This window comes from Streptomyces violens (assembly GCF_000717745.1).
GTDB lineage: Bacteria > Actinomycetota > Actinomycetes > Streptomycetales > Streptomycetaceae > Streptomyces > Streptomyces violens.
In genome coordinates this window covers 219,615-242,622 of sequence record NZ_JOBH01000002.1, presented here as the reverse complement: position 1 = coordinate 242,622, position 23,008 = coordinate 219,615, and the positions used below count along the sequence as shown (strand labels likewise).

At 68.3% G+C, this 23,008-nt stretch carries 15 protein-coding genes and 1 pseudogene; 12 read left to right on the top strand and 4 right to left on the bottom strand.

What is annotated here, in order from left to right; translation table 11 throughout:
* Positions 1-178 precede the first annotated feature (178 nt).
* The 9 genes and pseudogenes from IF04_RS0104350 to IF04_RS0104325 form a co-directional block, all read left to right on the top strand.
* The gene (locus IF04_RS0104350) at positions 179-3,055 is read left to right on the top strand and encodes an amino acid adenylation domain-containing protein (RefSeq protein WP_425428361.1); all 2,877 of its coding nucleotides are present in this window, start codon (positions 179-181) and stop codon (positions 3,053-3,055) included.
* Positions 3,052-6,819, top strand: coding sequence for a non-ribosomal peptide synthetase (locus tag IF04_RS0104345; protein ID WP_051830679.1), 3,768 nt, complete (start codon positions 3,052-3,054; stop codon positions 6,817-6,819). Before IF04_RS0104350 ends, IF04_RS0104345 begins: the two co-directional genes overlap by 4 nt.
* A gap of 20 nt (positions 6,820-6,839) precedes the next feature.
* Positions 6,840-12,140 (top strand): non-ribosomal peptide synthetase, encoded by a 5,301-nt coding sequence (locus tag IF04_RS36460; RefSeq protein ID WP_051830678.1) that lies wholly within the window; start codon positions 6,840-6,842, stop codon positions 12,138-12,140.
* A 106-nt stretch (positions 12,141-12,246) separates the two neighbouring features.
* Positions 12,247-13,062, top strand: coding sequence for an AzlC family ABC transporter permease (locus IF04_RS0104335; protein ID WP_078599829.1), 816 nt, complete (start codon positions 12,247-12,249; stop codon positions 13,060-13,062).
* 2 nt (positions 13,063-13,064) lie between these two features.
* Positions 13,065-13,379, top strand: coding sequence for an AzlD domain-containing protein (locus IF04_RS0104330; RefSeq protein ID WP_245654299.1), 315 nt, complete (start codon positions 13,065-13,067; stop codon positions 13,377-13,379).
* Between the two features lie 44 nt (positions 13,380-13,423).
* Complete coding sequence (locus IF04_RS37095; RefSeq protein WP_157847604.1) at positions 13,424-14,302, top strand: carbon-nitrogen hydrolase family protein; 879 nt, start codon at positions 13,424-13,426, stop codon at positions 14,300-14,302.
* Between the two features lie 50 nt (positions 14,303-14,352).
* Complete coding sequence (locus IF04_RS37090) at positions 14,353-15,102, top strand: 4'-phosphopantetheinyl transferase family protein (protein WP_157847603.1); 750 nt, start codon at positions 14,353-14,355, stop codon at positions 15,100-15,102.
* Positions 15,103-15,297: 195 nt separating this feature from the next.
* Positions 15,298-16,032, top strand: coding sequence for a winged helix-turn-helix domain-containing protein (locus IF04_RS40315; RefSeq protein WP_106975535.1), 735 nt, complete (start codon positions 15,298-15,300; stop codon positions 16,030-16,032).
* A 459-nt stretch (positions 16,033-16,491) separates the two neighbouring features.
* Positions 16,492-16,695: pseudogene (locus IF04_RS0104325) on the top strand (NUDIX hydrolase); the annotation flags it as partial.
* A gap of 36 nt (positions 16,696-16,731) precedes the next feature.
* Here IF04_RS0104325 and IF04_RS0104320 read toward each other — a convergent pair.
* Together IF04_RS0104320 and IF04_RS0104315 are read right to left on the bottom strand one after the other, a co-directional pair.
* Entirely contained in the window at positions 16,732-17,955 is a 1,224-nt protein-coding gene (locus IF04_RS0104320; RefSeq protein ID WP_030251102.1) for a DUF418 domain-containing protein, read from the bottom strand.
* A 77-nt stretch (positions 17,956-18,032) separates the two neighbouring features.
* Positions 18,033-19,379, bottom strand: coding sequence for an MFS transporter (locus IF04_RS0104315; RefSeq protein ID WP_030251099.1), 1,347 nt, complete (start codon positions 19,377-19,379; stop codon positions 18,033-18,035).
* Positions 19,380-19,515: 136 nt separating this feature from the next.
* Here IF04_RS0104315 and IF04_RS0104310 point away from each other — a divergent pair, with 136 nt between their 5' ends.
* Positions 19,516-19,875, top strand: coding sequence for an ArsR/SmtB family transcription factor (locus IF04_RS0104310; RefSeq protein WP_030251097.1), 360 nt, complete (start codon positions 19,516-19,518; stop codon positions 19,873-19,875).
* A 43-nt stretch (positions 19,876-19,918) separates the two neighbouring features.
* Here the strand turns inward: IF04_RS0104310 and IF04_RS0104305 are convergent, their stop codons facing one another.
* A complete protein-coding gene (locus tag IF04_RS0104305) occupies positions 19,919-20,503 on the bottom strand; it encodes a carbonic anhydrase (RefSeq protein ID WP_030251094.1) in 585 nt (194 codons plus the stop codon).
* Between the two features lie 499 nt (positions 20,504-21,002).
* Between IF04_RS0104305 and IF04_RS0104300 the strand changes: the two genes are divergently transcribed.
* Complete coding sequence (locus IF04_RS0104300) at positions 21,003-21,392, top strand: BlaI/MecI/CopY family transcriptional regulator (protein ID WP_030251091.1); 390 nt, start codon at positions 21,003-21,005, stop codon at positions 21,390-21,392.
* A 9-nt stretch (positions 21,393-21,401) separates the two neighbouring features.
* The gene (locus IF04_RS0104295) at positions 21,402-22,367 is read left to right on the top strand and encodes a M56 family metallopeptidase (protein WP_157847602.1); all 966 of its coding nucleotides are present in this window, start codon (positions 21,402-21,404) and stop codon (positions 22,365-22,367) included.
* A 28-nt stretch (positions 22,368-22,395) separates the two neighbouring features.
* Here IF04_RS0104295 and IF04_RS35490 read toward each other — a convergent pair whose 3' ends face one another.
* A complete protein-coding gene (locus IF04_RS35490; protein WP_051830674.1) occupies positions 22,396-23,001 on the bottom strand; it encodes a dienelactone hydrolase family protein in 606 nt (201 codons plus the stop codon).
* Between the last annotated feature and the right edge of the window lie 7 nt (positions 23,002-23,008).

Here is a 23,008-nt window from a genome sequence, read left to right as displayed (position 1 = left end):
CGCCCGTCCGCCGACGTTCGCCCGCGCCGACCGCCGCCCACCGAGCCGGTCTGCCGCTTGACGGACCTTGAACCACTTCTGCACTGGAGATCGTGCCGTGTCCCGTTCCGCCGCCTCTACTCTTCTCATTCCGGCCGACTGCCCACCCTCAGCGCACTGCCACGCCTGGAGTGTGCGGTTGCCCGACGGTGCTGACGCCGCCCAGCTGGCCCGAGCCTTCGACGACGCGGCTCGAACTTGGGGGGAGGCCGATGCCGGCCGGCTTCCCCGGCTGTGGACCGAGCATGTACCGGTCGCCTCCGGCTCTCCGACGGCGCAGCGCCGCCTGCGGTCGGAGCTGTACCGCCCGGTGCATGCGGAGGGGGGCGGGCTGCGCGCGGTCCTGCTCCAGTACGCTGACGGGCCCTGCGACCTGGTGCTGGTCGCCCACCGTTCGCGCTTCGATGCCCGGTCGCTGCGGTCCATGGCCGATGTGGTCACCGGCGATGCCTCCCGGGACCGGTTCGATCTCAAGGAAGCGAGCGCGGTCGCCCCGGACAGCGAGGCGCTCAAGGGGTGGCGGGAAGCGGACTACTGCGGCCGGGTGGAGTGGGCGGTCGGGGACGGCGCCGCGGGCTACCGGACGGGGATCGTCGCCGTGCCGCTCCACGGGACGCAGGCCGACGTGCTCGCCACGGTCGCAGTGGCGGTCGGGCTGGTCCTGAGCCGCTACGAGAATCAGGACACGCCGGTTCTCGGCGCGCTGGCCGGATTCCCGGAACGGCCCGTAGGAGCACTGGGCGCCTTCGATGCCGGTGCGCTGCTCGCATTGGACATGTCCGGGGCGCGCAGCGCCGTCGAACTGGTGGCCGAGGCAGGCCGGATCCTGGGCGGGGACGGAGGATGGTGCGACCGAACGCGCTATGCCGAACTCGTCGCGGAGGCCGGAGGCCGAGTGCTCGCGGGTGTCCTCGGCGATGCGCTGGAGGCACAGGGCGGCTCGTATCTCCCCTGCCAGACGGCTCTGTTCCCCCTGACCGCCGTCCCGACCCGCACGGGTGACGGAGCTCTCCAGCTGACGGTCCACTACCAGATCAAGGATGTGGACGAAGACTCGGCGACGCGCTTCGCGCGCCATGTGGCCCGTGTCTACGAGCAGCTCAGCGCCGCGGACGAAGAGCTGGCCCCCGCCGATGTCGAGCTGCTGGACGAAGCCGAGCGGCAGCAGATGGTCGCTCTCGGTCGGCCCGTGAAGTCCCTCGACTGGCGCCCTGACCGCATCGATGAGGTGTTCGCCGCCCAGGCCGCAGCTCACCCGACCGCTCTCGCGCTGACGTGCGAGGAGCAGTCGCTGACCTACGCGGAGATGAACGAGCGGGCCGATCGCTTCGCTGCCGCGCTGCGTGCCAACGGCGTGGAGGCAGGCGAGCGGGTCGGCGTCTGCCTCGAGCGTTCGCTCGACCTTGTGGTCACCATGCTGGCGGTGCTCAAGGCCGACGCGGTCTACGTCCCCATGGACCCCGCCTACCCGGCCGACCGGCTGGCATACACCGCTGAGGACGCGGCGCTGCGTGTCGTCGTCACAGAGCTGGCGGACTTCCCCGGAGGCGAGCGGCTGCGGAGGATCCGGCCCGACGAGCTCGAGGCGTACGACGGTGGGGCCATCGACGGTGCGGGGGTGCGACGGAGCCCGGAGGAGGCCGCGTACATCATCTACACCTCGGGCTCCACGGGCCGCCCGAAGGGCGTAGTGGTGCCGCACCGTAACGTCGTCGCTCTGCTGGCTGCCACGCGCGAGGACTTCCGTCTCGGTGCCGACGATACCTGGACGCTCTTCCACTCCAGCGCATTCGACTTCTCCGTCTGGGAAATCTGGGGACCGCTGCTCACAGGCGCCCGGTTGGTCGTCGTGCCGTACTGGGTATCCCGGTCACCGGAGGAGTTCCACGAGCTGCTCGTGCGTGAGCGAGTCACCGTGCTCAACCAGACCCCCTCGGCGTTTTCCCAGCTGATGGAGGCGGACCGGCACCGGGCGGACCGGCTTGTGGTCCGGTTGGTGGTCTTCGGCGGCGAGCCGCTGGACACCCGTGCCCTGCGCACCTGGTTCGATCAGTACCCCGAGACGCGGTGCCGTCTGGTCAACATGTTCGGCATCACCGAGACCACGGTGCACGTGACGGCTCAGACCGTGACCCGCCGAGAGGCGATGGAGGGGTCCCGTTCGGTGGGCCCGGCCATGCCCGGCTGGTACCTCTACGTCCTCGACGAGCGCGGGCGTCCCGTGCCCTGTGGTGTTCCCGGCGAGATCTACGTCGGTGGCGAGGGCGTCGCACTGGAGTATCTGGGGCGTCCGGAACTGACTGCCCAGCGCTTTGTGGAGGACCCGTTCACCGGCGGTCGCATGTACCGCAGCGGCGACCGGGGCCGGCTGCGCCCCGATGGCCGGCTCGAACACCTGGGGCGGCTGGACACACAGGTCAAGGTCCGCGGTTTCCGTATCGAGCTGGACGAGATCCGCAACGTTCTGCTGGACGACCCGTCGGTAACGGCGGCCGCCGTGGTGCTGGGCGGTGACCCGGTGAAGGATGCCGCAGGGGTGCGCATCGACGCGTACGTGGTGCTGGAAGCCGGGGACACGGAGGCGGTACGGCGACGGGCGGCCAAGGTGCTCCCCGAGTACATGCTGCCCACGACGGTGACGGCGCTGACCGCGCTGCCGCTCACCGCCAACGGCAAGCTGGACGCCCGCAAGCTCCCGGAGCCTGCCGCACCGGTGGCGCTACCCGGATCGGCCGCGCCGGCCGACCGGGCGGTGCCGACCGCCGAGACCGGGACGAACGGGCCCGCCGAGGGCGATCTCGAAGTTGCGCTGGCCGCGGTCTGGGAGACGGTCCTGGGGGTGCCCGTCACTCCTGACGACAACTTCTTCGAACTCGGCGGCAACTCGCTGTACGCGGTTCGTGTGGCAGCCGCCATGCGTGACCGAGGGCTTCCCGCGCTGCCCATGCGTGAGCTGTACCTCAACCCAACGGTGAGCGGCCTCGCACGGGTGCTGAACGGAGGCGGCCAGGCATGAGCGAGCGGGACACCGAAGCAGAGCCGCTGCTGGACTGGCTGCCCGGGCCGGCCGACCCGGCGCCGGCCGGAGCGTACGGCCCGGTGGGGGAGTCGGCCACGGCCTCGGAGCCCTTCCTCGTCGAGTGCCCGTCCGGCGTGGGAGCGCCGGAGGTACTGACGGCCTGGGCGGCACTGCTGCATCACCACACCGGCCGGCGGGCCCTCTCGCTCCGTGTCGTGCGCGGTGGAGAGGACCTTCTGGTCCGGCTCACGGTCGACGCCGGGTGCCGGTTCGCCGACCTGGTGCGTTCGGCGAGCCGGGCGCTCGACGCCGCGGAGCCGTACAGAGCCGGCGCGCAGGTGCTCCCTGTCCTGGTGCACAGCCGGGACGAGGCGTCTGCGGGCTCCGTTGCCTCCGGCCCGCTGGTCCTCGAGTTCGTGGAGGGCAACCGACGTCCTCTGCTCCGCCTACGGCACGACCCTGAGGCGAGCCGCGCGGATGCGGTCGCCCGCCACGCCGTCCATCTGGCCTCGGCTCTCGCCGTCACCGCCGAGGCCCCTCAGAGCCCCGTCGAGGAACTGGACCCGCTGTCCGCGGCCGAGCGCACCAGGCTCTTGGCGCACTTCAACGACACGGCCTGCGCGTACCCGCAGGACAGCCGGGTCGAGTCCCTCTTCGCCGAGTGGGCCGAGGCATCGCCCGACCACCCCGCCGTGGTGCACGGGACCACCACCCTGACCTATGCCGATCTGCACCGCCGCAGCACGCTGCTGGCACAGTCGCTGCGCCGGGGCGGACTGCGCTCCGGTGAGCCCGTGGCCCTGCTGCTGTCCCGCACTCCCGACCTGGTCGTCGGGGCGCTCGCGGTGCTCAAGGCCGGGGGGATCTACCTGCCGGTGGATCCCGACTACCCGGCGGACAGGGTCTCGTATCTCCTCAAGGACAGCGGCGCGCACCATGTGCTGGCCACGACCGAGCTGATCGGCCGGTTCAGCGGGGCCGTGGGCGCCGTGGGCGCCCATGGGCACGTTATCGCGATGGACAGCCAGGACTGGTCGGCCGAGCCGGTGGCTGAGGAAGGGGTCTGCGAGGACGCAGCCGCCGCCGCGTATCTGATGTACACCTCCGGAACCACTGGGCATCCAAAGGGTGTCATGGTCCCGCACCGGGGCATCGTCCGCCTGGTCCGCGGAGTCGACTACGTACGCCTCGACCCCTCCGTCAGGATGGCCCAGATCGGGGCGACCGGGTTCGACGCATCGGTCTGGGAGATGTGGGGCGCACTGCTCTGCGGTGGCACGCTGCACATACTCGACCGCGAGACCTTCCTCGACGTCGAGGAGCTGAAGCTGGCTCTGGACAGTCAGGGGATCACTACTGCGTTCTTCACCTCGGCACTGTTCAACCAGCTCGCGAACGAGGATCCGACCGTGTTCCGCGCGCTGCGTGAGCTGCTCGTCGGCGGTGATGTCCTCTCCACGAAGCACGTCCGTTCCGTGCTGCGGGCCAACCCGGGGCTCAAGCTCAGCAACGGCTACGGCCCGACGGAGAACGTGGTCTTCTCCACCTGCCACCCCGTGACCGAACCGATCGGCGCCCGTGTGCCCATCGGCCGGCCCCTTCCCAACAGCACCGCCTACGTCCTGAACCAGCACCGCAGGCCGCTCCCGACGGGGGTGCCGGGGGAGCTGTACGTGGGCAGCGAGGGAATGGGGCTCGGCTACCATGGCCGGCCCGAACTCACCGAGCGTGCCTTTGTCCCACACCCCTTCGAGCCCGGCCGGGTGCTCTATCGGACAGGTGACAGGGTGCGTCAACTCGCGGACGGGAGCATCGACTTCCTCGGCCGGACCGACCACCAGGTCAAGGTGCGCGGCTTCCGCGTGGAGCCGGGCGAGATCGAGAACGCCCTGCTCACCCACCCCGATGTACGTGCGGCGGTGGTCCTTGCGCGACGCAGGCCCGAGTCGTCGGACAGCTACCTGTGCGCGTATGTGTCCGGAGACGAATCCCTCGCGCCGGAACGTCTGCGCGCGGAGATCGAACCGGTGCTGCCTCCGCACATGGTGCCGGCGCACATCGTCGTGATGCCTGTGCTGCCGCTGACCGCCAACGGCAAGGTGGACAGGGCGGCGTTGCCCGAACCCGAGCCCGTCGGTATCGAGCGGAGCCCGGACGACGGGAAGGCCGCGCGCGACGAGATCGAGCGTGCCCTGGTCGCCATCTGGGAGGACGTCCTGGGCGTCCGCGGAATCGGCGCCGAGGACACCCTCGACCAGCTGGGCGGCAGCTCGCTGAGCGCGACCCGGCTCTCCGCCCGTGTCCGTCGCCGGTTCGGCGTGGCGTGCTCGGTGTCCGCGGTGCTCGCCGCCCGTACGATCGCCGCACTCGCCGACCTCGTCCGCGGTGCGGACGGAGCGGACGCGGACGTCGAGGGTCCGGGGCCGGGCCTCGCCAGTGAGCGCACCCCGCTGTCGCCTCAGCAAAGAGGCATCTACATCGAGCAGGTCAAGGATCAGTCCGGAACGGAGTACAACCTTCCGATTCTCGTCGACCTTCCTGGGCCGGCGGATGCCGGGCAGTTGCGTGCCACCTTGGCGCAGCTGGCCGCCCGGCACGAAGTGCTGCGCACCGACATCGCCGTGGACGAGGACGGGCAGCCGTACCAGCGCGTGCACGACGCGATCCCGGTGGCGCTGGACGAGGTCGTCCTGACCGCGCAGGAGGATCCTGAGACCTGGACCGAGCACTGGATCCGGGCATTCGATCCGCACCGTGCCCCGCTGTGGCGAGCGGTGCTGCTTCGCCACCGCACCGGGACCCGGCTGATTCTCGATGTGCACCACCTGCTCACCGACGGCTTCTCGCTGGCTCTTCTCATGGAGGAGTGGGCGGCCCTGATGAGCGGCGAAACGCTGCCCGAAGCGGGAGTGACCTACCGGGACTTCGCGCAGTGGACGGCGGGCCCGGAGAGCCGGCGACTCTCAGAGGCCCAACGGGCCTTCTGGGCCGAGACCTTCGGGGAACCGGTCAGGCCCCTCGGACTGCCGACGGATCTGCCACGGCCTCCGGTCCGCCGGACCGAGGGCGACTGTCTCCATTTCACCTTCGGTGCAAAGCGCAGCGAGTCGGCCCGTGAACTGGCCCGTGCTGAGGGAGTGACCACTTTCCACGTGCTCCTTGCCGCGTACACCGCGTTCCTCGGCCGGGTGACCGGCAGCACCGACGTCACTGTGGGCACGCCCGTCTCCGGTCGTCATCTGCCGGGTGTGGACCGGGCACAGGGAATGTTCGTCAATACGCTCTGTCTGCGTCTGCGGCCGGACCCCGAACTGTCCTTCCGGGCACATCTCCGAGCCGTGGCCGAGCACGCTCTGGCAGCGGCGGACCATCAGGACCACCCGTTCGACGACGTCATATCGCTGGCCGGCGGGCGGGACTTCAGTCGCCACCCGCTCTTCGACACCCTCTTCGCTCTGCAGGACACCGGACTTCACCAGGTGGACTTCCTCGGTGGCCGGCCTCACTGGAGCCTCGAAGCCACCCGGCGCACGATCTTCGACCTCAACCTGCAGATCGAGGACGCTCCGGAAGGCTTTACGGCCCGCTGGGCCTACGCCACGAGTCTCTTCCTGCGTCCCACGGTCGAGATGTTCCGCGACGAACTCCTCACGGTCCTCGACGCCGCACTGGCCAACCCTGATGAGTGCTTGGCCGACCTGGGCCGCAGTCCCGCGGTCGAGCAGTCCGCCCCCGAGCTCACGCTCGACTTCGATTTCTGACTACTTTCCTGGAAGGCACGATGCAATCCATCGAGACCCGAGGCCAGCTCAAGGTCGCTGCGGCGCAGCGACCGCGGGAGGGCGCGTTCTGGCGAACCGAACTGGCGGCCCTGCCCGAGCGCACCGGATTCCCGTCCGACCTGAACGCGACTTCGGGCGGCCGAAGTGCCCGCGGGGTTGCCTCGATCGTTCTGGGCCCTGCCCTGGCAGAGCGCCTCGAGAAACTGACGCGAGGCCAGGACGCCGCTCTGCACTCCGTGCTGCTCGCCGTCGTCGGCGCTCTTCTCCAGCGCTATACCAGCGGGGAGGAGTCTGTCCTCGCCACCCCCTCGATCCGTAAGCCGGGCGCGGCCGAGCCGCTCGCGGACACGTTGGTGCTGAGGCTGCCGTTCACGCGCGACACCGCGCTTCGGGGGCTCCTCGGTGAGGTCAAGTCGCGGCTGCTCGCCGCGCTGGAGCACCAGGACTTCCCCCTTGAGATCCTTGCGGAAGAGCTGGGCGCCTTCGCACCGGAGGGGGAGCACCCCTTCGCCAAGGTCCTGGTCGACTCCGTGCGCGCCGACGCGCCGGCCGAAGAACGACAGGCCTTCGCGCTGGCCTTCGCGTTCGTGCGGCAGCAGGACGGTCTGGCACTTGAACTGCGGTACCGGGCGGACGAGCAGAGTGCCGAAACCGCAGAGCGGCTCCTCGCCCACTGTGCCGTTCTGCTGGGACACGCGGTCCATGAGCCCGACGTGCCCCTGGCCGCACTCGATCTGCACTCGGATGCCGATCGCAAGCTGATCGCCGACGCCAACGCCACCGAGGCGGCCTTCGAGGACTCCGTGCGGCTGGACGAACTGTTCAGCCGGCAGGTGGCCGCTCGCCCGGATGCCCTCGCCGTAGTGGGTGACGATTTCCGCCTCACCTACGCCGAGCTGGACAGCCGGGCAAATCGCCTCGCGCACACGCTCCGGGCGCACGGCGTCGGACGTGACGACCTGGTGGCGGTGCTCGCGGACCGCTCCCCCGAGATGCTCGTCGCCATCTATGGCGTACTGAAGGCGGGCGGCGCGTATCTGCCGGTGGACCCGTCGAACCCGCGCGACCGCATCGCGTACATCCTGGAAGACAGCGCGGCCCGCCTCGTTCTCACCCAGCCACGCCACGCCGGGCTCGTGACCGGCGACATGGCGGTCGTGGATCTGTCCGACGAGGCGAGCTACGCGGCCGATACGAGGACTCCGGTTGTCGAGGGCACCGCTCGGGACCTGGCCTACGTCATCTACACCTCGGGGTCGACCGGTAACCCCAAGGGCGTACAGATCGAGCACCGTTCGGCCGTCAACCGCATCACATGGATGCAGAAGGCGTACCCGATCACCTCTGCCGACGTCCTCATGCAGAAGACACCCACCTCCTTCGACGTCTCCGTGTGGGAACTGTTCTGGTGGATGCTCGAAGGTGCGTCCGTGTGCCTGCCCGCGCCGGGGGCGGAGCGGAACCCGGAGGCCCTGGCCGCCGCGATCGAGCGGCACGGTGTCACCACGATGCACTTCGTGCCGTCCATGCTCGGCGCGTTCCTGGACTATGTGTCCGGAGCGGGAGAGCAAGGGCGACTCTCCTCCCTGCGGCAGGTGTTCGCCAGCGGCGAGGCACTGACTCCGCTCCACACTCGGCGCTTCACCGAGGTTGTGGCAGATGCCCGGCTGGTGAATCTGTACGGTCCCACCGAGGCGGCCGTGGACATCACGCACTATGCCTGTGGCGGCGACGAGACCCGGGTGCCGATCGGGCGACCGATCGACAACACGCGCATCATGATGCTTGACGCGGACCTGCGCCCGCAGCCGGTCGGCGTTCCCGGCGAGCTGTGCATCGCCGGTGTGCAACTGGCCCGCGGCTATCTGCACCGCCCCGAACTCACCGCGGAGCGGTTCGTTGCCGCTCCGCACGCGGGTGAAGAGCGTGTCTATCGCACAGGTGACCTCGCCCGATGGCTGCCCGACGGCACAATCGAGTACCTGGGCCGCATCGACCACCAGGTCAAGGTGCGCGGCTATCGCATCGAACTGGGGGAGATCGAGGAGCGGCTGCGCCAGCACCCCGGCGTGAAGGACGCCGTTGTCGTCGCCCGCAAGGCGGGCGACGGACAGACCTCCCTGTGTGGCTACGTCCTGTCCTCGGAGGAGATCGCCGAGGCGGACCTCAAGAGCCACCTGGGCCGCGTGCTCCCCGAATACATGGTCCCGGCCCGGCTGGTCACCCTGTCGGCCTTTCCGCTCACGCCGAACGGCAAGCTGGACCGGCGGGCACTGCCCGAGCCCGAGCAGCCGGCGCGCGATGACGTCGCGTACGTCGCCCCCCGGACACCGCAGGAAGCGGACCTGGCCCGGATCTGGGGCGAGGTGCTCGGCTATGACCGGATCGGCGTACACGAGAACTTCTTCGCCCTGGGCGGCAACTCGATCCACTTCGTCACGGTGCTGGCCAAGGCGCGGAAGGCCAACCTCGACTTCACCTTCCAGCAGTTCTTCCAGAACCCCACGGTCGCCGAGCTGGCCGCAAGCCTGGCCGAGGAGGCGCACGCGGGCGGCGCGGCGGTACGCAAGCTGGAGCCTTTCGAGCTTCTCGCTCCCGAGGACCGGGCCAAGATCCCCGCTGGCATCGAAGACGCATATCCGATGACCCAGCTCCAGGCGGGTCTGGTCTTCCAGAGCGAGTTGTCACATGGCACGGCTGAGTACCACGACATCATCAGCTACATGATCCACAGCTCTCTCGACACTGAGACCTTCGAGCGGGCGGCCCGGATCGTGGTCGAGCGAAACCCCATCTTTCGAACGAGCTACCACCTCACCGGCTACAGCGAGTACCTGCAGTTCGTTCATGAGGACGCGCCGCTGCCGCTGGCCATCGCCGATCTGCGCGGCATGTCGGCCGATGAGCAGGACGCCTGGTACCGCAACTGGGCCGAGGAGGAGAAGGCGGACCAGTTCGTCTGGACCCAGCCCGGTCTCGTCCGGCTGCATGTCCACATCCTGAGCGACGAACTGTTCCGGTACTCGCTCAGCCAGCACAACTCGGCTCTCGACGGCTGGAGCATCACGCTGGTGCACACCACGCTGTTCGACACCTACTACCGGCTTCTGGAGGGGCGGGCGCTGCCGGACGCTCTTGTGGACAATCACGGGCGCAACTACGTCGAGCTGGAGCGGCAGTCCCTGGAGAACGAGGAGCACCACGCCTACTGGGCCGAGATGCTCGACGGCAGTACGTTCACCGAGCTGCCCCGGACGAAGGAGTCGGAGGACCCGGAGGTCTTCCCCGTACTCTTCCACGAGGTGGAGTTCCCCCGCGGGCTCTCCGACCGCATCGTGGAGCTGGCCAACAAGCTGTCCGTTCCGGTAAAGAACGTCGCGATGGCCGCGCACACCAAGGTCCTTTCCCTGATCGCGGGTGACCGCGACGTCATGACGGGCTATGAGCACAGCGGTCGTCCCGAAGCGGAGGACGCCACGCGCGCGATCGGCCTCTTCCTGAACACGGTGCCGTTCCGGGCACGGATGGACGAGGGCTCCTGGGCCGACCTCGTGCGCCAGGTCTACCGGTCCGAGATCGATCTGCTTCCCGCGCGGCGTTATCCGATGGCGCAGATGAAGCACGATCTGGGCACCCAGGAACCGCTGTTCGAGACGGCGTTCAACTTCACGCACTTCTATCTGCTGAAGCAGCTCGAAGCGATCGACGGCTTCTCGATCCTCGACGTACGGGCCAACTCCGAGACGGAGTTCGTGCTCCGCGCCGAATACTCCCGGCACTTCGTCACCGACGAGGTGCGGCTGTGCCTGCACTACCACGCTCACCTCTTCGAGCCGTGGCAGATGGAACGGATCGGCGCCTACTACATCGCCGCGTTCGACCAGATGACCGCCGACCCCACCGCCGAGCACCATCTCGCTGTGCTGCTGCCCGAGGAAGAGCTCACAGCACTCGCCGAGGCGGAGCGGACGGAGGCCCTGCCCGCCCGGCTCCAGGAGCTCGTGCCGGACCCGGCACGGCGTTTCGGGGCACGGGTCGTCGACGAACACGGCCTGCGAGCGCCTTTCGCCACACTCGGCGAGATCGTTCTCGTGGCCGAGGACGCACGGTCGGAGACGGTGAAGACCGGCCTGTACGGTCGTCGCACGCTCCATGGCATCGAGGTACTCGGCCGACTGGAGGAGCGCAAGCGCGTGGTGTTCGGCCACGCCGCGGAGCAGGAGTCCGGCGAGGCGGCCAGCAAGGCCACGGACCGTCGCCCCACCACTGACGTGGAGGTGCGCATTGCCGAGGCATGGTCCAAGGTGCTCGGTGTACCGCTGGAGGAGGTCAGCCTCGACGACAACTTCTTCGTGCTCGGCGGCAGTTCCCTGATGGCCATGCGCGTGATCATGGAGCTGGACGGCCTTGTGTCGCTGACCGACCTGATGCGCAATTCGACGCTCGAACCGCTCTGCGCCGTGGCCCAGGCCCGCCAGGATGAGGACGCCGCGGAGAAGAAGGCGGAGCAGAGACTGCTGCACGCTCTTTCGGCCGACCCGGGCAGCGCCGGGTGCGTCCTGGTGTGCTTCTCGTACGCGGGCGGCAATGCCATCAACTTCGAACCGTTGGCTCAGGCACTCGACGGGCTGGGCAGCGGCATCGCCGTCTACGGTGTGGAACTTCCGGGACATGACGCCGGCCGGCCGAATGAGCCCTTCCTGTCGGTGGAGGACGCGGCACGCCGCGTGGTCGACGAGATCCGGCACGACCTCGACGGGCGGCCGGTGATGCTCTGGGGGCACTGCGTCGGTTCGGCTCTTGCCCTGGAGACCGCACGCCTCTTGGAGGCGGAAGACGCACCTGCGGTGCACCTCTTCACTGGTGGCAAGCTACTGCACAGCGCCGAGGTCACCCAGCGCGGGCTGGACCAGGTGGCAGCGATGACGGACGAGGACATCGTGCGGTGGCTGGTCGACGAGACCGGGTTCTCCGGGCTCGATGTGCTCCGCCCCGAGCAGGTGGCGTTCATCGCCGGAGTCTTCCGGCACGACTCCAGCTCCGCCAACGGCTATCTGCTCGCGGCGGCCAAGGACGGTGTCAAGGAGAAGCTCAGCACCCCGCTGACCGCCACCTACACGACGGACGACCCCCTGACTCCGGAGCACGCCGAGCGGTACGGGCAGTGGTCGCTCTTCACCGAAGGACCACGGCTCGCGGAAGTCGGTACGGGCGGGCACTACTTCTGCCGCACCGCTCCGGAAGCCGTCGCCGAGCTGGTGCTCGGCCGGTGGCGCGAGGCCGCTGACGGTCCGAGGTAGGGCCGGGGCGGTCGTGGCCGGGCGGCATGCCGCCCGGCCACGACCGCCTCCGGGAAGGGCGGGGCCGGCCTCGCGCAATGAACACCGACGAACGAAGTGCACTGAGATGAGTACCGCAGACATACCGCAATCCACGGAGCCTTCGACTCCGCGCCAACAGCTGCTCGCCGGGGCGAAGAGCATGGCGCCCTTCCTCGCATCGGCCGTCCCCATGGGGATCGCCGGTGGCGTCCTGGGCCTGTCCAGCGGGCTCTCCGCCTGGTCGACCCTGGGCCTGGCCATGGCCGTGAACTCGGGGACCGCCCAGTTCGTCGGCTTCGCGCTGATCGCGAACGGCGCGGGCTGGCTCACGATCATCCTGACCACGCTCATTCTGGGCCTCAGGATGCTGATCTACTCGACCATCCTCACCCCGCACGTCAAGGATGTGCCGCAGCGTTGGCGGATGCTGCTCGGCTTCGGACTGATCGACGCGGTCTTCTTCGTGGCCATCGAGCGGCTGAAGAAGGGGGAACTCACCCGCGGCAAGCACCTGTATTTCCTCGGAGCTTCTGGCGTGATGTACATCACCTGGATGCTGTCCACCGTGGTGGGCATGGTTCTCGGCTCGGCCGTGCCGGACCTGGAGAAGCTCGGTCTGGACTTCCCCATGACAGCCATGTTCGTCGCGATGCTCGCGACGGGGCTCGCGAACTGGCGCGTGGCGGCCGCTATCTGCTCGGCGGGCCTGACTGTGATGCTGACACACAGCCTGCCCTACAACCTCGGAATCGTGGTCGCCACTGTGGTTGGCGCCGGCGTGGGCACTGCGTGCGAATATGCGATGAAGAGCGGCACAGTCGATACAGCGGCCACCGACGATGTATCGGACTCGGGCCATGTGGAGAGCGATCACGTCGAGAACAAGGAGAACTCGCGGTGACCATGACGCTGTTGATTCTTGGCATGGGGCTCTGCAGTTTTCTGCCGCGTTACGTGCCCCTTGCCATCTTCGCCAATCGCGAGATGCACCCAGTGGTGAAGACGCTGCTCAATTACACGCCGCCCGCAGTTCTCGCCGCGCTGGTCTTCCCTGCTATTCTTGCTCCTTCAGGTGAAGGGCTTGAGATTACGGTATCGAACCCCTACCTGATCGGTGGCGTGGCCACCTTCGTCGCAGGCCTGGTTTCGAAGAAATTCCTGCTGGTCACGGCGATCGGCATCGTCGTTTTCTTCCTGAGTCGTTGGCTTCTCGGCTGACCTGATACGCCGGCTACCGCTCCGCGGCAATGAAAGGTCCAAGCATGAAAACTGATCCGCTCCAGCACCGAGCACCTTTGAGGGTGGCCGTCGCGCAGACGCAGGCCATGCCTGGCGAAGTCACCCACAATGTCGCCGAAGCTGCGCGTGTCGTGAGAGAAGCGGGCGAGCGTGGGGTGCGGGTGTTGCTCTTTCCAGAGCTTTCGCTCACCGGGTATGAGCCGGGGTGGCTTCGAGCGTCTCTGCCGGAAAAGGCGGTCGATCCGTACGGGACTGAGCTGGATGCCATCCGTGATGCTTCTCGGGACTCCGGCGTGACAGCGATCGTGGGGGCGCCCACTGCCCACGGGAAGCGCTCGGCCATATCTGCCCTGGTCATCGACAGCCAGGGCGAGACCGCCGCGGTCGGTCACAAGCAGCACCTCGAGGTCCACGAGCGGGAAATCTTTTCTCCCGGCGCAGGAACCTGCACGGTAACCGTGGATGGATGGCGTCTGGCAGTAGGGATCTGCTACGACGCAAGCTTCCCGGAGCACGTTCGTGCGGCTGCGCTTGCGGGGGCGGATGCCTACTTGTGCGGTGGCGCTTTCGTTCAGGGGGAGTCCGACCACCGTCGGTCGGTCTATTTCCCGGCACGCGCCCTCGAGAACACTATGTACGTTCTCTTCGCGAATTTTGTAGGACAGCAGGGGCCATGGAATTTCTGCGGCCGAAGCGCTGTCTACGGTCCGGACGGACGTCCGCTGGTAGAGGCAGGTAACCGAGTGCCCGAGATCGCTATCGCTGATCTCGATGTTGTCGCCCTGGCCGAAGTTCGTGAGCAGCTGACGATGCTGCAGGACATTGGCGAAAAGGTGTCGCCCGAGCCTGCAATATCGAACAAAAGCGTGCGGTATGCTCATTCCGCGACATGTGCGGTATGAGGGGAGACCGGCCGGATTCCTCGCTTGCTGGTTCGGACAGCCTTTCCGGAATGAACCTTGCCGTTCGTGACGGGATGGTCCTGCCGGATCTGCTGGGGTTGTGGATATTGCCGGTCTCGGCTGGCGCGGGCGCAGCAGCAGAAGCTCATTACGCAATGCTGGACCACGAGGAGCGCCAAAAGGCTCAGTCTTTCAAAAGGGCGCAGGACCGTTCCAGTTACCTGGTTGCGCATATCGGGCTGAGGTATCTGCTGGGGGAGTTTCTGGATGCAAGTCCTGCGGAACTCACCTTCAAGAGAGAGCCGTGTCCTCTGTGTGGTGGTGCTCATGGCCGCCCGATGGTGATGTCTTCTCCGTCGATCCATTTCTCGTTGTCGCACGCGGGAGACGTCGTCCTGATTTCGCTTGCGTGTCAGCCAGTCGGTGTGGATGTTGAAGATGCCCGGCTCATTCATTGGGATGAACTCCTCCCTCAGTTCCATCCCGTAGAGCGTTCAGTGGTGGAGCATCTTCCTCGTGGGGAAAGAAATCTGGCGGTCTTGAACGGATGGGTGCGTAAGGAGGCCTACCTCAAGGGGCTGGGGGTCGGCCTGGCTGTCGAGCTGGACAACGTCCAGGCAGGGTTGGGGCTTCCGTATGCTTCACCCGGGCTGACACCGGGATGGTCTCTCGCCCCGGTGAAAGCCCCTGAAGGATACGCAGCCGCTGTCGCGCTGCTCAGCGACGGTGGGAATCTGCCGGCTGCGACGATTGAACCGAACGTCCTCGATATTTCTGGGCGCTGGGCAGGAACATTTTGATCTCATCCGGGCTGCCAATACCTTCGCGCGTGCGGTTTCACCGGGGCATGCGGTATCCACAAGGGGCGGGTTGACCGTTGAACGGCAGTAGTTCCGCGATGAGTTATGGCTCAAGGCGGCTGAGCGGTTCGCGGGCTCTGCGGTCGCAGCGCCGGCGAAGACCAGTGATGGACTCTGAGCCGTCTGAGGACGGTGATGAGTCGGCGCGTCCACCTGACCTATGTGATTCAGGACGTGCGCAAGCTGCTGGTGCGCAGCGGCTGGTCCTGCCAGGCCCTGGCCCGAAGCGTCATGGAGCGGGACGACGAGGCGGTGGCCGAGTGGGGCGAGGAGGTGCAGCCTCGTGCGAAAGGCTCGCGGCGGCCCGTAGGCCTGGCTCGTCCCCGACATTCTCTTGTGCCGCCGTCATGCCTGTCGATCAGTCCGTTGACCTGGGCCGCGGGGAAATTGACGCCTAGCTGCGGGAAACGGAGTCCTCGCCTGGTGGCACAGGCGCTGACCAGGGGGGCTACCGTCGGTGCCCCTCATCCGCGTCCGCACCAGCGCCGGCCACGCAGGCACCCGGCCTCGACCCTGCCCTCACGGCCGGGCCGGCCGCCACGGCAGGCCACGCGCGTCGCGGAGCACGCCCGTCAGAGTCTCACCTGGGACGAAGGCTCCGAGATGGCCCGCCACCACGAACTCGCGCCCTGCTTCGCCGACGGCATCTTCTGCGCCCGCCCGGGCAGTCCCTGGCAGCGGGGCACGAACGAGCACACCGACGGCCTTGTCGCCGCCAGGACCTACCCAAGCGCACGAAGTTTTTACACCGCTGACGAGCTCCGTGCCATCGAGCACCGACTGAACAACCGACCCCGCAAAACACTGAGTCGGCAGATCTGGCCCAGGCATTCGCCGCTACTCTGGCACCATAAGCTTGCAACGTTCTGACGATCACGCGAATCCACCTGGTAACCCAAGCGTCGGAAGCGGGTCACGATTCAGGCGTCGCCGACACTCGTGCTCAGCGCCTCATTACGCTTCCCGGCAGTGGCTATGCATCCAGTCACGTACCTCGGCTGGGGAGAAGCGGAGCTGCTGGCCGATTCGCGGCTCGTGCATGGTCTCTTGCTTTCGTGTGGTGATGGCGTGCGAGCTGCAATGCAGGGAAAAATCACGGCTGTACCAAACGGCATGGGCGGACCGTGGCGGCGTTCGCTGAGCTGAGTCGTCGTGCTCCGAGTCGGGGAGGACAGCGGGCGTCGTGCCGGGCAACGGTGCAGCAATCGACTCGGTGACCGACGTGTGCGGAAGTCAGCACGAAGTCAGCACGGTCCGGCTTGGGGTTGCTCGGGGAGAGCGAGCCCAAGCCGTTGACCTGAACGTTTGTTGAATCAGTCAGCGTCTGCTGATGGTAGCGTCGCGCAGTTCATGGACATCTGCTTCCTCTGCCGCGCCACCGGCGGCGAGGCGCGCGTGAACGACGACGAGTCGCTGGAGGTCGGCTGGTTCGAGCTGGACGCGCTGCCCCCGATGGAGGACTTCGCCGTCAGCCGGATCAAGCAGGCCACGGAGGAAGCACCGACCTGGTTCGAGGGCATCGGCCAGGCGTAAGTACCGCCCGACCGGGCTGCTGCCGGTGAACGCCGCTCACCGGACGATGCGTGCCGGTTTGGTCGCGATGTGCAGCAGGTATTCCAGCGGCCCGCGGCGGAACAGTCGGGTCCATACGACTGCCAGCAGCATCGTGACCGCGAAGAACAGGAAGAGCTCTGTCCAGGAGCCCGGCAGGTCCTCCTTCCACACGGCCCGGATGACCACGATGTGCAGGACGTACGCGGACAGGGACACCATGCCGACCGCGGTGACCGGTGTGGCCAGGCGGCGGAACCGCGGCAGTCGGTCGACGGCGACGAGGCAGCCGGCCAGTACGGCCAGGGCAACGCCGGTGGCCCCCACGATCGACGGCGTGGTCTGGCTGTGCGGCGCGGCGACCAGCAGCCACTCGCGGAAGTTGTCGGTGGGTTCGCCGACTGTCTCGGACCACCAGGCCGACGACGGGGAATCGCCGTCCGTGTTCGCGGCGACGGCCGCGTAGGCGCCCGGGACCAGGTGCAGGGCCAGCCAGGAGCCTCCGTAACCGAGGACCGCGAGGCCGACGCCGGTCAGGGCCAGTCGGGTGCGTACCGCGGCGCGGGAGAGGTCGAGCTTGGCCACCGCCATTCCCGCCAGCAGGAACGGTATCCAGGTCAGGACCGGGTAGGGGCCGGTGAACATCAGGTCGAGGACGCCGTCCGAGTCGGTCAGCCTGGCCAGCGGATCGGCGGCGATCACGGTGTCGGACCAACTGCCGCCATCGATGGCGAGCTTGATGAGGTACAGGACCTGGGGCAACACCAGGGCGGTGGCGGCGGCCGCAACTGCCAAGGACGCGGCACGCCACCGGTACAGGGGCAGAACGAAGACGAAGAGCAGCGCGTAGTAGGCGAGGATCACATCGACCTGCGAGTCGAGTGCGACCAGGGCCATGCCGAAGACGAAGAGTACGGCGGCGCGGATCAGGACCCTTGCCGCCGCCTGTCGTCCTGGTCGTCCCGTCCGGGGTGTCGGGCGGCCGGTCATGAGGACCAGTGTGAAGCCGGCGAGCAGGGCGAAGAGCGCGGACGAACGGCCGTACGTGGCCTCCACCAGCGGAGCCAGAGGCCCGGTGGCCGATGGTTCAGGGCCGGCATGGACGGTGAACATGCCCAGCACCGCGAGTCCGCGGGCCAGGTCGACACCGACCAGCCTGCGGGTGGTCGGAGCAGTGGCTTGCGGGGACGGTTGAGCCGGCGCGGTGGCGATGCCACCGGCCGGCGAGGTCTTGTAGGCCATTGCTCCAACGTGACCGTTTCAGTTGAAACAAGAAATGATCCGCCGGGTTTCGACTGGATGCGGCATGCCTCGGCACTCTATTTGTGTCGAGGGGGACCGGTGACTTCTGTTGAGATCCCCCTGAGCACGGGTGTTTCGGCCCGGCGTGCCGGTGGGGAACGGAATGGGCCAGTGTGCAGGTGAGGGATCCGGTCCGGATCGTGCGACGGCCACAGCCGCAGTGCCAGGAGCCCGGCCGCGAGTGCTGTCGTACCGAGCGCGAGGACGGCCGCCTGAAGGCCGGCCGCGGCGCCGAGCCATCCGGCGAGCGGATAGGTCAGCAGCCAGCAGGCGTGGGAGAGCGAGAATTGGGCCGCGAATGCGGAGGTGCGTCCCGTGGCCGGTGCGGAGCGGCGGATCAGCCGTCCGGTGGGCGTGAGCACCATCGAGCAGGCGGCGCCGAACGCGGCCCAGGCCGCGAGGAGGGCGGGCCACCGCCAGTCGCCGGCGTCGGCCGCGGTGATGCCGCCGAGGCCGGTGAAGACGACGGTGAGCAGCAGGGCGCCGCTCAGCATCACCGCGCGGTCGGATATGCGGTCGAGTACTCGGGGGAGGAGCAGTGCGACGGCCATGGAGCCGGCGCCGTATGCGCCGAGGGCGAGTGGCACATCGTCGGCGGACCGGCCGAGGTGGTCACGGACGTACACGACGCTGTTGACGGTGACGACCGCGCTCGCGGCGGCGACGGCCAGGTTGAGGGCGAGCAGCGCACGCAGCCGCGGGGTGGCGAAGAAGAGCCGGGCACCCGCGGTGGCCTTGCCGCGGGCGCCCGCCGTTGCTTTGCCGCGGGCGCTGTCGGTGTCCGTCGCGGTGGCCGGTTTGGGCAGTACGGCCGAGACCACCAGGGCGGCCGACGCGAGGAAGCCGACGGTGGTGCCGGCGAACAGCCAGTTGTAGGTGATCAGCGAGAGCAGCGCGGCCGCGAGCGCCGGGCTGAACAGGCTCTCCAGGTCGTAGGCGAGCCGGGAGAGGGAGAGCGCCCGGGTGTAGTCGCGTTCGGCGGGGAGGACGTCGGGGATGACGGCCTGGAAGGTGGGGGTGAAGGCGGCGGAGGCGGCCTGCAGTACGAAGACCAGGGCGTAGACCTGCCAGACCTGGTCGACGAAGGGCAGGGTGAGCGCGACGGCGACGCGTATCAGGTCGCTGCCGGCCAGGAGGGCGCGGCGCGGGAGCCGGTCGGCGATCGCGCCGATGGCCGGGGCGATCGCCACGTACGCGACCATCTTGATCGCCAGAGCGGTACCGAGCACCGAACCGGCTGCCGCGCCCGCGATGTCGTAGGCGAGCAGGCTCAGCGCCACGGTGGCCAGCCCGGTGCCGACCAGAGCGATGACCTGTGCCGTGAAGAGGTGCCGGTACGTGCGGTCGCGCAGTACGGAGAGCATGCGGCTGTCCCTTGGCCGGAACGGTCGAGCTGGCGCTCTCCACTGTACGAATAAGTGCGCACCTGCGCACCTATTATTCGCGACATTCCTGACGGCCGGAGGATCGCACGTCCGGTGCCGCGCTTACGCTGTCTGCATGTCCGAACGCGATGCAGTGCCATCTGCACCACATGCGCATCTGCAGGCCCCCGACAGTGCCCGGCTGGCCGAGGCGACAGGGGTGTTCGCACTGCTCGCGGACGCGACACGGCTGCATCTGCTGTGGTTGCTGGCGCAGGAGGAGTCCGACGTCGGCTCGCTCACCGAGCGCACCGAGGCATCGCGGACCGCGGTCAGTCAGCACCTGGCGAAACTGCGCCTCGCCGGGCTGGTGGAGACACGGCGTGCGGGCCGGCACATCTACTACCGGCTGAGCGACGGGCATTTGCGCCGTCTCGTCCTGGAGGCTCTGAGCCACGCGGACCACCGGGTCAGCGGCGAGGCGACGCACGGCTGAACGGGCGGGTGGCTCCGGCCCGTTCGGTCTCAGCGAGGGCCGGTCACAGCGGCCGGAACATACGCTCCCGGGCCTCGTAGGTGAAGACCTCGCCCGAGGTGATCTCGTAGAACCAGCCGTGCAGGCGCAGTCGGCGCTCGCGGAGGCGACGCGCGACGCACGGGTAGGAGCGCAGATGCTTGAGCTGTGTCTCCAAGTGGCGTTGGGTCGCGGCGCCCTTGCGTGGGGCGGCGGACTGGGAGTGGTACTCCGCGCGCTGCAGCCAGCGGTTGAACAGTGCCATTCCCGGGATCTGCTTGTCGGTCACCATGCCCTGCACCGCGTCGCAGCACGAGTGTCCGCAGACGACGATGTTGGGCACCTGCAACGCGATGACCGCGAATTCCAGGGTGGCGCCGATGCCGCAGTCGGCTTCGGACCTGTGGCGCGGGACGATGTTGCCGGCCGTGCGTAGTTCCAGGATCTCGCCCGGACGGGCGCCGGTGATCAGTGACGGTACGACGCGTGAGTCCGAGCAGGCGATGAAGAGGGCCTGGGGGCGCTGGCCGTCGGCGAGTGCGGCGAGGTCGTCGCGGCGCTCCGCGATGCTCGACGGGAAGGCGCGGGCGTTTTCGATGAGTGACTGCATGGTGGCCTGCCTTCTGCTGCGGGCAATCGATGGCAGGGGGGCCGTGAGCGGCTGCTGGGCCGCGCGGGGTGTCATGGCCTGCTCCCGTCACGGGGATGGGAAGGGCGGGGCGGTCGGACTCGCCCCGCCGATGAGGAGTTGCCGCGACGTACGAGGTGTACGCCGCAGGCGTGCGGCATTGCTCCTCTGCCGTGCTTACCTGCGAGCCGACCGCGTTGTGCGGCCGGGGTGGTGACGTCGACGATGAGGGCGACAGGGGGGTGGGAACGGTGCGTCGAATTCGCGAACGGCGGCCCTTGCGGCCTGACCGGCAGTGGGTACAGGTCGCGGTTGTCAGCGGTGGGCGGCGCTGAATTCGAAGCCGCCGAGGCAGGTAGGTCGACGTCCACCCCTCTAAGCTACTACGCGGCGTAGAAGTTCACGCTGCCGCAGCGCTGCGCCCGGCGCCGTCACCGCAGGCGGCTCGCGCGGCGATGAGAGAGAAGGGCAGGTCGGAGCGGTGAGACCATTCGGTGAACTGGAATCGGACATCATGCGTGTGCTGTGGGCGAGCGAGGAACCCCTCAGCATCCAGCGTCTCACCGATGTCCTCAACGAGGCGCGTCCGCTGGCCTACACCACGGTGATGACGGTCACCGAACGCCTGCGCGCCAAGGGCTGGTTGGAGCGGAACAAGCACGGCAGGTCCTACCGCTACAGTGCGCTGCGCTCGGCGGACGACTACACGGCCGAACTCATGGAACAGGCCCTGGCCTCCTCCACCGACCGAGCGAACGCGCTGCTGCACTTCGCCGGCCGTCTCGACGCCGACGAGGCGGTTGCCCTGCGCAAGGCACTGGACGCCATGCGCGCCGAACCCGACACCGACCCCTATACCGCCGACCACTGAGGGCCCACTGTGTTAGTCATCGCAGCCTTGTTCGCGTACGCGGTACTTCTCGGCGGGCCGGTCGCTCGTCTGCTGACCCGTGCGCGCTGGGTCACCCGTTTCCCGCAAGCCGCCCTGCGCAGCTGGCACGCCTGCGCGTTGAGCCTGCTCGCCTCGGTCGTGGGCTTCCTCCTCCTGGTCGCGCACGACCTGTGGGAACACGCCATGGTGTGGCTCTTCCGCGCCGACGAGCCGCTGGTGCACGAGGCTTACGGCGGTTCCTGGCTGGTGGCGGACATTCCCCGAGCCGCGCTGGCCGTGCTGTTTCTCGGTGCCATGACACTCATCGGTCTGACCTTGCGCAGCCTGCTGCGGCTTCGCCGGGAGCGGAACCGGCACCTGCTCACCGCCGACGCCTTGGGAGAGCACGACCGGATCCACGATCCAGATGTGCGCGTGCTGCGGCACACGGCCCCGGCGGTGTTCTGCATCCCCGGAACACGGAACAACTCACGCATCGTCGTGACCACGACGGCCCTGGACATGCTGTCCGACAGCGAACTCGCCGCCGCCCTCGAACACGAGCGGGCCCACCTGAAGTACCGCCATCACCGTGCGTTCCTCGCCGCTGACGTCCTGACCTCGGCCTTCGGCTGGAGTGGGCTCTCGCGTGGATACGCACAACAGGTGCGCCGCCTGGCGGAGATGGCCGCGGACGACCGGGCGGCGCAGCAGCACGGCCGGCGCGCGGTGGCCTCGGCGTTGCTGGAGATGTGTGCCGCAGGTCCCACTGTCACGGTGTCCGGGCTGCCCGCGATGACAGGTACCGACCCGGCCGAACGCATCCGCCGGCTCATCAGGGCAACACCGTCGCAGGCGAAGGCACTGGCCCCGGCCCTGAGCCTGGCCGTCACGGCCCTCGTACTCGCGCTCCCCGTCATCCTTGCCTTGACCCCCGCAGCCCTCCTCGCCGGCACCGCGGATTCCGGGTGCTGAACGCGCACCGGCCGGAGAGCTCCCGTTGTCACCGGGACAGTCCGAGGAACCGGGTAGCCGAGTGCCACGCCTGGTGACCGTGCTCGGCGGAGTAGTGGGGACTGCCGGGGTCGCAGAAGCCGTGGCTGCACGGGTAGACCTCTGTCACCACATTCCTTCGGCCTGCCAGGCGTTCGGCAACCGCGGGGGCCGAGAAGCCGGTCTCCTGCTCGGCGAAGACCACGAGGCACGGGGCGGCCGGCTGGGCATCCAGGTGGTCACGGATACGAGACCCGTAGAAACACACTGCTCCGTCCACCGCGCCTGTACTGGAAGCGAGCCAGGCGCTGGTGGCTCCGACGCTGAAGCCGATGCAGAGCACTCTGCGATAACGCCCACGCAGGCCCTCGGTGAACTGCACGAGCGTGTCGCTCATGTTCAGCACGCCAGGGGCCCGCATGAACTCCCGGTAGGCCCGGGGCTCGTCGTCCCGGGAATACACAACGCCCGACGGCAGAAAACTGGGGGTGAAGACATCGCATCGGTATCGGTGAAGCAACTTGGCAACGCCGGCGATGTGGTCATTGACCCCGTAGATCTCGTGGGCGACCACCACGGCCGTGTCGTGGTGGTCGCCCAGTGGCTGGCTCGTCATGAAGGGA

Excerpts from the sequence above, each read along its gene's own strand:
- IF04_RS37095 (WP_157847604.1), top strand. The coding sequence starts at position 13,424 with ATGAAAACTGATCCGCTCCAGCACCGAGCACCTTTGAGGGTGGCCGTC.
- IF04_RS35490 (WP_051830674.1), bottom strand. The coding sequence starts at position 23,001 with ATGACGAGCCAGCCACTGGGCGACCACCACGACACGGCCGTGGTGGTC.
- IF04_RS0104305 (WP_030251094.1), bottom strand. The coding sequence starts at position 20,503 with ATGCAGTCACTCATCGAAAACGCCCGCGCCTTCCCGTCGAGCATCGCG.
- IF04_RS0104330 (WP_245654299.1), top strand. The coding sequence starts at position 13,065 with ATGACGCTGTTGATTCTTGGCATGGGGCTCTGCAGTTTTCTGCCGCGT.
- IF04_RS0104320 (WP_030251102.1), bottom strand. The coding sequence starts at position 17,955 with ATGGCCTACAAGACCTCGCCGGCCGGTGGCATCGCCACCGCGCCGGCT.
- IF04_RS0104345 (WP_051830679.1), top strand. The coding sequence starts at position 3,052 with ATGAGCGAGCGGGACACCGAAGCAGAGCCGCTGCTGGACTGGCTGCCC.
- IF04_RS40315 (WP_106975535.1), top strand. The coding sequence starts at position 15,298 with ATGAGTCGGCGCGTCCACCTGACCTATGTGATTCAGGACGTGCGCAAG.
- IF04_RS0104310 (WP_030251097.1), top strand. The coding sequence starts at position 19,516 with ATGTCCGAACGCGATGCAGTGCCATCTGCACCACATGCGCATCTGCAG.
- IF04_RS37090 (WP_157847603.1), top strand. The coding sequence starts at position 14,353 with ATGAACCTTGCCGTTCGTGACGGGATGGTCCTGCCGGATCTGCTGGGG.
- IF04_RS36460 (WP_051830678.1), top strand. The coding sequence starts at position 6,840 with ATGCAATCCATCGAGACCCGAGGCCAGCTCAAGGTCGCTGCGGCGCAG.
- IF04_RS0104315 (WP_030251099.1), bottom strand. The coding sequence starts at position 19,379 with ATGCTCTCCGTACTGCGCGACCGCACGTACCGGCACCTCTTCACGGCA.
- IF04_RS0104335 (WP_078599829.1), top strand. The coding sequence starts at position 12,247 with ATGAGTACCGCAGACATACCGCAATCCACGGAGCCTTCGACTCCGCGC.